Below are 9,594 nucleotides of genomic sequence, written 5' to 3'. Positions count from 1 at the left end.
CGTCTGCTGAACCTCGGCAACGCGACCGGCCACCCGTCCTTCGTGATGTCGAACTCCTTCGCGGACCAGACCCTGGCCCAGATCGAGCTCTTCACCAAGCCGGCCGAGTACCCGACCGACGTCTACGTGCTCCCCAAGCACCTCGACGAGAAGGTAGCCCGTCTCCACCTCGACGCCCTCGGCGTCAGGCTCACCACCCTGCGCCCCGAGCAGGCCGCCTACATCGGCGTCCAGGTCGAGGGCCCGTACAAGCCGGACCACTACCGCTACTGATCGCCATGACGACTCTCGACGAGACACGTGATCCCTGGCTCCCGGACCGGCTGTTGCGAGCCGAACGCGACGCCTTGATGCCGCTCCTGCGCCGCACACCCCCGGCGGCGTTCGAGTTGCGCACGGCGTGCCCGGGGTGGACCGCCCGCCAGGTGCTCGCCCACTGCGCGGCCGCCCTGGTGCGGATTGTCGAAGGGCGGCTGGACGAGGGAGTGTTCCTCCCCGCCGCCAACGCGGCGGACGTCGCCGAACGCGAAGACTGGCCGCTCGCCCGGATTCTCGACGAACTCGAGCGGGGCTTCACCGAGGCCGGGCCGCAGATCGCCGCGGGCGACGGCACGCTGGACGCCGTGGCCCTCGGGGAGTGGGTCCACGCCGGCGACGTCCGCGACGCGTTCGGAGAGCCGGGGGCGTACAGCGGGGACAGTCTGACGCTCGCCCTGTCGCTGCTGCGTACCACCAGCCGTAAGCGGGACACGCCACGGCTGGTCGCGGAAGTCAACGGCCTCGACGGCCTGTGGGTGCTGGGGAACGAGGAGGAGGGGCGGCCCGCGGCCCGCTTCCACGGCGACGCGGCGACGCTGATCCGCCTCTACTCGGGCCGTCCGCTGGTCGCCACCCGCTACGAACTGACGGGTGCGACGGAACAGGAACTGCTGATCTACCGGTGACGGGCGCAGCCCGGTCCGGTCCACGGTCCACGGCGGACCGTCCGGGCCTCAGTCGATCTTCACCACCTGGAAGGCTTCCGCCATCCGCCCCGGTGGAAGCCCCGCCGCCCTCGCGTGCTCGCCCAGCCAGTCCCGCAGCAGTCCCGCCAGGTCGTCGAAGTGGGCCGTCTGCGAGGTGTGGATGCGCAGGGCCTCGACCTTGCGGTCGAAGACGGGGGTGACGTCGACGTACTGGTTCGGTGTGGGTCCGGTCATCAGCCACAGCTCGGGCACGATCCACGGCTCCAGGCCTTCCTCCTTGAGGAGGGAGGGGTGCGCGAAGGGATTGCGCGCCTCGGGGTAGATCGCCCGCAGGGCCGCGTCGCCGACCGCCCGGTGGTCCGGGTGCAGATCGGCCACGCGGGCCCAGTTGATCTCCGGGCTGGGGATGACGGCGCGCTGCGGGCGAACCTGCCGGATCACCCGGCACAGGTCGCGGCGCAGTTCCACGCCGGGCTCGACGAAGCTGTCGGGATAGCCGAGGAAGCGGACGTCGTCGACGCCGCTCCGCTTGGCCGAGTGCACCTGTTCTGCCCGCCGGAGGGCCCCCATCGCCTGGCGCGGCAGCTGTTCGTCGTACCCGCCGGCGCCGCCGTCGGTGACGATGCAATAGGTGACCCGGGTCGTGCCCTGGGCGATCCACCGCATGACCGTGCCGCTCACACAGAACTCGATGTCGTCCGGGTGTGCGGCCACCACCAGCAGGGATTCCGGGGCGCTGCGGTCTATGGGATCGGTCGCGAAGTGCTCCATGGGGCCAGCCTGTTGTGCCTGGTGGCGGCTTCGCAAGGCAACTCCTCTGGCGTACTTACGACATGACTCGTCTACGCCACTACAATTATTTGGCAAGTTCAAAGCATTGGCCTGATCATGTGTGCGTGGAAACCCGGAGGCACCGGCATGTGCAGGATTTTCGGCTCCTTCTCGGCCGGTGCGGCCCGCCCCGACCCCGCCGAACTCGCCGCGGTCTCCGCCCGGCAGCGGCACGGCGGTCCCGACGAGCACGACGTCCTCAGCGGGCCCGGCTGGTCCCTCGGATGTGACCGGCTCGCCGTGACCGAGCCCTGTGGCGGCCGACAGCCCTACCGGCTGCGCCACTTGCCCGGGATCACCGCCGTACTCAACGGCGAGATCTACAACCACCGCGACCTGCGGCGCACCCTCGCCGCCCGCGGCCACCGCTTCCCCGATGCCTGCGACGGCACCCTCCTGCCCGCGCTCTACGCCGAGTACGGTCCGGCCTTCGCCGAGCGGCTCGACGGCATGTTCGCCATCGCGGTCCTCGACCTGCGGGCGAGTCCCCGGCTCGTCCTCGCCGTCGACCCCATGGGCATGAAGCCCCTCCACTACCACCGCGGCGCGGACGGCTCGTTCCGGTTCGCCTCCGAGATCCCGGCCCTCCTGGCCTTCGACGGGATACGGATCACCCCGCGCGCGGACAGCCTCGACACGGTCCTCGCCACCCGGACCCCCTTCTCCGCGCAGACCGCCCTGGAGGGCGTCAGCGTGCTGCCCCCGGGCGCGACCGCCGTGGTCAGACAGGGTCGGGAACCGGCCGTACGGCGACGCCCCGAGCAGCCGACCGCGCTCCCCGAAGCCGGCTCCGGCACCCAGGACGTGCTGCGCCGCGAAGTCCGACGCCTCGCACGGGCCGACGTACCCGTCTGCGCCCTCACCAGCGGCGGTCTCGACTCCGCTCTGGTGACCGCGCTCGCCGCGGAGTACGCGCGCGAAACCGGAGCACCAGCCCTGCACACCTTTCACCTCACCTACCGGGGCAAGTGGCCGGACTCCGAGCACACCCACGCCCGCGTCGTCGCCCGGCACGCCCGGACCGTCCACCACGAGGTGGCGCTGGACCCGAGCGAACTCGGGTCGCTGCTGACCCGGGCCACCCGGCACCTGGGCCAGCCGAATGCCGATCCCGTCGCCCTGAGCACGTACGCCCTCTTCCGGGCCGTACGGGAGGCCGGATTCACCGTCGCCCTCACCGGGGACGGCGCCGACGAACTCTTCGGCGGGTACGCCCGGATGCGCGACGCCCTCCACGCACCCCCGGGCACCGACTGGGCCGCCTCCTACACCGACGCGCTGTCCGCGGCGCCCAGGATGCTCCGCGAGTACCTCTACACACCCGCGTACCGGGCCCACATCGCCGAAGTGGGCTCGGCCGCCGACCGCATCGAGCGGGAACTGCGCTCCACGCGCACGGACCGGCTCACCGCGATCACTGCCTTCGAGACCCGCCGGCGGCTGCCCGCCTACCATCTGCGCCGCGTCGACCACCTGAGCATGGCCTGGGCGGTCGAGGCCCGGATGCCGTTCTGCCAGCCCGACGTCGCCGCGCACGCCCGCGCCCTCCCGTCGGCCGCCCGCAGCGGCAAGCGGGCGTTGTACGAGGCGGGGCGCGAGCTGCTGCCCGCCTCCGTGCTGAAGCGGCCCGAGCAGCCCTTCACCCTGCCCGTGGCCGCCATGCTCAGCCCCGGCAGCCCGCTCCTCGAACCCGTACGCGCCCTCCTGTCCCCGGAGCGACTGCTGCGCGCCGGTCAGGTCCGGCCCGACCGGGTGCAGCGCCTCCTCGCCCGGCACCTGGAGCGTCCGTCGGACGAGGACGCGCTCGCCCTCTGGGCCCTGGCCACCCATGAGTTGTGGACCGAGGTCGTGCGGGGGATGCGCATCCCGGCCGGATACGCCGCGGCCTGCCCGCCGTGGCGTATCCACGCAACGGCGTGAGTGCGCAAGCCTCTCGGAGGGCCTCGGGCCTCCTCCCCCTGTCAGGCTGATGTGGAGAGTCCCGCCCGTCGTGCCGGACGGACCGCGCGACCGCTTCAACCGCTCCTTCCATTTCGAGCCTCGCTGAGTACTTCGCACCACAGCGTCAAGGAGGTCCCATGAGCACCCCTTTCTGGATCACCGCGACCCCGCCGGCCACCCACGGCGAACTCCACATCGGTCATCTCGCGGGACCGTACGTCGCGGCCGATGTCCTGTCCCGCTACCTGCGTGCCGAGGGTGAACCCGTTCTGTTCAGCGCCGGCACCGCGGATCACGCCAGTTCCGTCCACCTGCGCGCGTTGCGGGCGGGCCGCAAGCCGGAAGAGGTCTCCGAGGGATACCGGGCCGCGATCACCACGGACGGGCTGCGCTCGGGCATCGAGTTCGACCACGTCGTGCGCCCGCGCCAGGACCGCGGGTACGACCGCTGGGTGGCGGACCTCTTCCGGACGCTCCACGCGGAAGGCGTCATCGCCGCCCGCACGAGGCTGCTGCCGTACTGCGAACCGTGCGACCGCTGGCTGCACGGCGCGCACGTCACCGGCTCCTGCCCGCACTGCGGGGTCGCGAGCGAGGGCGGGATGTGCCACGAGTGCGCCCGGCCCAACGACGGCGGAGACCTCGTGGCGCCGCGCTGCGCCCTGTGCACGGCCCCGGCCGTGCTCCGGCGCTGCCGCCGCCTCTACATCCCGCTGGAACCGTTCCGTGAGACCCTCGCCGACTACTGGACGGCCACCGGCCTGCCGCCACGCCTCGCCGCGCTGTGCGAGTCGCTGGTCGAGGACGGCCTGCCCGACATCGCGGTGTCGCACCCGGCGGAGTGGGGGCTGCCCGTCCCCGTCGACGGCTTCCCGGAGCACCGTATCGACGGCTGCTTCGAGGCGGCCGCGATGCACCTCTTCGGATACGGCGACGACCGGCCGCTGCCCGAACGCTCGCTGCACTTCTGCGGGTTCGGCCACGCCTTCTGCCACGCGGTGCTGCTGCCGGTGCTGCTCCTGTCCCGGGGCATCAAGCTGCCCCAGGACTTCTGCGTGAACGAGTCGTACGTCATCGAGGACCGGGCCATCGTCTCCGGCTCCGATCACCAGGTGTGGGCGCTGGACCTGCTCACCGAGTACGGGTCCGACACGCTGCGCCGCCATGTCCTGCAGGCCCGCCCGCTGGGCCGGCGGACGGTGTTCCACGCCGACCGGCTCGGCGCCGCCCGAACGGAACTGGACGAGAGCTGGAACAGCTGGCTGTCCCGGCTGTTCGCGGCGGTACGGGCGCAGAGCGCGGGCCTGGCTCCGGCGGCGCTGCCCGGTGGCACCGGCTGGGACGTCCTGGAGCGGCGACTGCGCAGGGCGGTGGAGGATCTGCGCGAGGCGTACGGACCCGATGCCTTCGATCCCCGCAGGTCGGTCGCGCTGCTCGACGAAGTGGTCCGTCTGGTGTCGGACTTCGGCCATGTCAACACGCACGAGGCCTGCCGGCCCACCGCCGACTGCGGCCACCTCCCGGCCCTGTCCGCCCAGTTGGCCGTGGCCTCGGCCCTCAGCGCCTGGGCCCGGCCGGTGATGCCGGAGGGCGCGGACCGGCTGGCGGCGGCGCTCAAGGCGGCGCCGGGCCGCCCCGTGACCGATGCGGCACTCGCCCCGCCCCCGCCCGGCACCCGGCTGGCTCCCCCCACGGGGCCGATCTTCGGCTTCTGACCACCATCCCCCTCCGCCGCGTTGCGCGCCGGCCGGCCACCAGGCGGGCGCAGGGCACGTGGCCCGTTCCCGTAGGAGCTCCACGTGTCCCTGCGCGTCGCCATGCTCAGTGTCCACACCTCGCCGCTCCACCAGCCCGGCACCGGGGACGCGGGCGGCCTGAACGTCTACATGGTCCAGCTCTCCCGCGCGCTCGCCGAAGAGGGCGTCGAGGTCGACCTGTTCACCCGTTGCCGGGGCGAGGACGGCCCGTCCCGGGTCGACCTCGCCCCGGGGGTACGGGTCCGCCACGTGCACGCGGGCCCGCGCGCCGCCCTCCCCAAGGAGGACATGCCGGGCCTGGTCGTGCCGTTCTCGCTGGCACTCATGAAGGAGCCCCGGCGCTACGACCTGCTCCACTCCCACTACTGGCTCTCCGGCCAGGCCGGCCGCATCGCCGCCGCCGGCTGGGGGATACCGCTCGTCCACACCGCGCACACCCTCGCCCTGGTGAAGAACGCGGCCCTCGCCGCCGGCGACACGCCGGAGCCCGAGCTGCGGATCCGGGGGGAGCGGCAGGTCACCGTCTCCGCGGACCGGCTGATCGCCAATACGGCCGACGAGGCGGGGGCGCTGCGGGACTTGTACGGGGTACCGGCAGGGCGCGTCGAGGTGGTCCACCCGGGCGTCGATCTGAACACCTTCCACCCCGGTGACGGGCGGGCGGCGGCGCGGGCACGGCTCGGCCTGCCCGCCGACGCCTTCATTCCCCTGTACGCGGGCCGCATCCAGCGGCTCAAGGGGCCGGACGTCCTGGTGGGGGCGGTCGCCGAGCTGCTCAGGGCTGCCCCGGCACTGCGCGGGCGCCTCCTCGTCCCGGTGGTCGGTGGGCACTCGGGGGCCGGACCGAGCGGCGGGGCCCGGGACCTGGCGCGTGAGCTGGGAGTGGCCGACGTACTGCGGTTCTTCCCGCCCGTGCCGCAGCGGGAGCTGGCGGACTGGTACCGGGCCGCGGACGTCCTGATGGTGCCCTCGCGCAGCGAATCCTTCGGACTGGTCGCGCTGGAGGCGCAGGCCTGCGGAACCCCCGTACTGGCCGCGGCTGTCGGAGGCCTGCCGACCGCTGTCCGGGACGGGGTGAGCGGGATGCTGGTGCCCGGCCACGATCCGGTGGACTACGCCCGGCGGCTGCGGTGGTTCGCGGAGCAGCCCGAGGCCGCTGCCGCCATGGGCACGGCCGCGGTGCGCCATGCGCGGGCGATGAGCTGGCAGGCGGCGGCCACCCGCACGCTGGAGGTCTACCGGCGCGCGCTGCGGGCCGAACAGCCGGCCGTCCACGCGCATGACGCGGGAGCGGCGCTGAGCGGGCGCCTCACCGGCGCCTCCCTGCCGGAGCCCCGGGACGGGTCCGCGGCGTCGCGTCAGTGTTTCGCCACGACGTGAGCGGGAGGCCGACCCGCGTCAGTCGAGCCGCGGTCAGTCGAGCCGCGGTCAGTCGAGCCCCGGTCAGTCGAGCCAGCCGAGCCGATGGGCGCGCACCCCGGCCTCGAAACGGCTCGATGCGCCGAGTTCCTGCATCAGCTCGGACAGCATGCGGCTCACCGTCCGCAAGGAGACGCCCAGCGTGCGGGCGACCTTCTCGTCCTTCATGCCGGAGGCCAGCATCTTCAGAGCTGCGCGCTGCTGTTCCGACAGGCCGTCCCCGCCGTGTTCGGCCGCGGTGTCGTCGCCGTACGGCGTGGCGGTGTGCCAGCAGTGTTCGTACAGCGCCAGGTAGGAGCGCACGAGCGCCGGGCCGCGGGCGAGGATCGCACCGGTGGCCCGGTCGTCGGGATGGACGGGCAGAACGGCGAACTGCTGGTCCGCGATGATCATGTTCATGGGGACGGCGGGTGACAGCCGGATCTCGACGCCGGCCTCGACCCGGCGGCGCAGCATCTCCGACGCCTCCGGGGAGGCGGTGATGCGCTGGTGGTAGATCGCGCGGATGCGCACGCCGTTCTCGATCTGTCGCAGGTCCCGGCTGAGCACCCGGTCCGCGACCTCGCGCACCAGGGCGGTCACGTGCATGGACGCGAGACTGTTCTGGATCACGTCGGTGATGTCCTCCAGCACCTGCTGGATCCGCCGGTAGTCGCTGAGGATCTCCACCTCGACGTCGGAGCCGCTCAGGGAGCCGGGTCGAAGGAATCTCGCCACCAGCGTCTCGAGCGTGCCGTAGGCGCGGTCGGATTCGTCCAAGTGCTCGCGGAGCCGCTCCCGTTCCTGCTGCAGCATGCGCAGGAGGGCGATCTCGGGATCGACCACGGCCACCGCGTCCGGTCCGGACTCCCAGGTGCCCGACTGGAGATCGGCACGGGTGGCGTGGGTGGTGCTCGTCGGCACGATGAGGCCGAGAGCGATCAGTTCCGCACGTCGCTGTTCGTACTCTTCGGACGGCAGCTTCAGCTCGTCGAAGACTTCGTCGAGATGGGACACCCCGCGCTGCCGCAGTTCCCGGTAAAGAGCGAGAACCGTGTCGGCCGACTGGATGCCGTTCCTCTCGTCGCCCGTCGACATCGCGAACCGACCCCCTGATCATTTGAATGCCCGTCACACTTTGTCACACCAGGACGATAACTTCAGGCGCCGATCAAGATCTGCCGTGGGTCACACAGGGCTTTGCGAAGTGCGGGGCTTCGCGTCCAGCCAGCCGAGACGCGCCGCTTTGACGCCTGCCTCGAAACGGCTGGCTGCCCCCAACTCCTGCATGATCTCCGAGAGAAGGCGACTCGCGGTGCGCAGGGAGACCCCGAGGTTGTGGGCGATCTGCTCGTCCTTCACGCCCGAAGCGAGCATGTGCAGTGCGGCTGACTGCTGTTCGGTCAGCCCACCGTCGCCGCGCTCGGCGGGGGAGTCCTCCCCGTAGGGTGTCGCGCACTGCCAGCAGTACTCGTACAGCGCGAGGTACGAGCCGACCAGTGCGGAGCCCCTCGCGACGATGGCGCCCGCGGCGGGATCGTGGAGGTCGGTGGGCAGCAGGGCGAAATTCTCGTCCGCGAGGAACATGCTCATCGGGACCACGGGGGAAAGTCTTATTTCCACCCCCAGTTCGGCTCGTTCCCGCAGGTGCCGGGCCATCTCCGGCACTGAGCCCGCGCGCCGGCCGTACATGGCCCGCACCCGTACGCCGCGCGCCAGTTGGCGCCGGTCCTCGTCCAGGGCGCGTGCGCTCTCCTCGCGGCTGACCGCACCCGTGTGCATGGTCTGGCGGTGGTGCGCCACGGAATCGGACGTCGCGGCTCGCTCCCGGCGGACCCGGCCGAGGTCGGTCACGATCTCCACCCCGACCTCGGGTCGGGGCCCGGCGCCGGCCCGCAGGACGGGCCCGGCCAAGATGTCCAGGGTGTCGTGGATGCGGCCGGCCTCCGCCAACCGGTGCCGCAGGCGCTCACGTTCGGTCCGGAGCAGTCCGAGCAGTGCGATGCCCGGTTCCACGACGGCGTGGCCGGTCGTGGAGTCGGAGCGTTCCAGCAGGCCGAGCGCGGAGAGCTCGGCCAGGCAGCGCTCGCGCTCTTCGGCCGAGAGTCCGAGGGAAGCGGCGGCGTTCTCCACGCCGGACTCGGGGCGTTCTCGAAGACCGAGGTAGAGCGCGAGGGTCCGGTCGTTCGCTCGCGGACCGATCCCGTACCTGCTCAGAGCGCAGCACCCCCTCCGGTCTCAGGCTCCATCCCCCGCCGTACGGCGGCAGCCGGGACAAAGGCCCTTGAACACTACCTCCGCTTCGCCCATCTGCCACTCCTCAAGGCCCCCACCGATCACTTTCGGCACCACGGTCTCCACGTTCTCCACCCGGCCGCACCGCACACAGAGCGCATGCTGGTGCGGCGTGCCGGAGATCTCGAAGACGGCCGGAAGTCCGGGGCGGTCGAACTTCGTGGCCAGACCCGTTTCGAGGAAGTGGCGCAGCATCTCGTAGACGGCCTGGCTGGTCAGGGTGCCGAGCCGCTCGCGGGCGGTCGCGGTGATGGCCTCGACGTCCATGTGGCCGCCCGCCGCCAGCACTTGGAGCACCTCCAGTCGGGGTCCCGTGACCCGCAGCCCCACGTCACGGAGCCGCTGGATCCCTGCCTCGCGGCCCGTCGGCTCCTCCACGACAGCCACTGCTCCGCCCGCCTCCATCA

The 9,594-nt window shown here is 72.2% G+C and carries 9 protein-coding genes; 5 read left to right on the top strand and 4 right to left on the bottom strand.

Annotation, left to right across the window (positions count from 1 at the left end; translation table 11 throughout):
* Window positions 1–273: adenosylhomocysteinase (locus ACWDYJ_RS14865; protein WP_451565922.1), on the top strand; the 273-nt coding region annotated here is incomplete at its 5' end.
* Between the two features lie 5 nt (window positions 274–278).
* Window positions 279–944 (top strand): maleylpyruvate isomerase family mycothiol-dependent enzyme, encoded by a 666-nt coding sequence (locus tag ACWDYJ_RS14860; RefSeq protein WP_451565921.1) that lies wholly within the window; start codon window positions 279–281, stop codon window positions 942–944.
* A gap of 48 nt (window positions 945–992) precedes the next feature.
* Here ACWDYJ_RS14860 and ACWDYJ_RS14855 read toward each other — a convergent pair whose 3' ends face one another.
* Window positions 993–1,736, bottom strand: coding sequence for a PIG-L deacetylase family protein (locus ACWDYJ_RS14855; RefSeq protein WP_451565920.1), 744 nt, complete (start codon window positions 1,734–1,736; stop codon window positions 993–995).
* A 147-nt stretch (window positions 1,737–1,883) separates the two neighbouring features.
* Between ACWDYJ_RS14855 and asnB the strand changes: the two genes are divergently transcribed.
* The 3 genes from asnB to mshA all read left to right on the top strand — a co-directional run bounded on the left by asnB (window position 1,884) and on the right by mshA (window position 6,874).
* Window positions 1,884–3,716: an asparagine synthase (glutamine-hydrolyzing) gene (asnB, locus tag ACWDYJ_RS14850; protein ID WP_451565919.1), complete on the top strand. Its 1,833-nt coding sequence runs from the start codon at window positions 1,884–1,886 to the stop codon at window positions 3,714–3,716.
* A gap of 110 nt (window positions 3,717–3,826) precedes the next feature.
* Window positions 3,827–5,452, top strand: coding sequence for a class I tRNA ligase family protein (locus ACWDYJ_RS14845; protein WP_451565925.1), 1,626 nt, complete (start codon window positions 3,827–3,829; stop codon window positions 5,450–5,452).
* 102 nt (window positions 5,453–5,554) lie between these two features.
* Complete coding sequence (mshA, locus tag ACWDYJ_RS14840) at window positions 5,555–6,874, top strand: D-inositol-3-phosphate glycosyltransferase (RefSeq protein ID WP_451565924.1); 1,320 nt, start codon at window positions 5,555–5,557, stop codon at window positions 6,872–6,874.
* A gap of 63 nt (window positions 6,875–6,937) precedes the next feature.
* Here the strand turns inward: mshA and ACWDYJ_RS14835 are convergent, their stop codons facing one another.
* From ACWDYJ_RS14835 to ACWDYJ_RS14825, 3 genes are all read right to left on the bottom strand, one after another.
* A complete protein-coding gene (locus ACWDYJ_RS14835; RefSeq protein WP_451565918.1) occupies window positions 6,938–7,990 on the bottom strand; it encodes a LuxR C-terminal-related transcriptional regulator in 1,053 nt (350 codons plus the stop codon).
* A gap of 90 nt (window positions 7,991–8,080) precedes the next feature.
* Window positions 8,081–9,025 carry a LuxR C-terminal-related transcriptional regulator gene (locus tag ACWDYJ_RS14830; RefSeq protein ID WP_451565917.1) on the bottom strand — a complete coding sequence of 315 codons (945 nt, stop codon included), beginning with the start codon at window positions 9,023–9,025 and terminating at the stop codon, window positions 8,081–8,083.
* A gap of 105 nt (window positions 9,026–9,130) precedes the next feature.
* On the bottom strand, window positions 9,131–9,574 hold the full coding sequence (locus ACWDYJ_RS14825) for a Fur family transcriptional regulator (protein WP_451565916.1): 444 nt from the start codon (window positions 9,572–9,574) through the stop codon (window positions 9,131–9,133).
* Window positions 9,575–9,594: the final 20 nt, after the last annotated feature.

The organism is Streptomyces sp. NPDC003042, from assembly GCF_053591315.1.
This window is presented reverse-complemented; position numbering and strand designations above follow the sequence as displayed.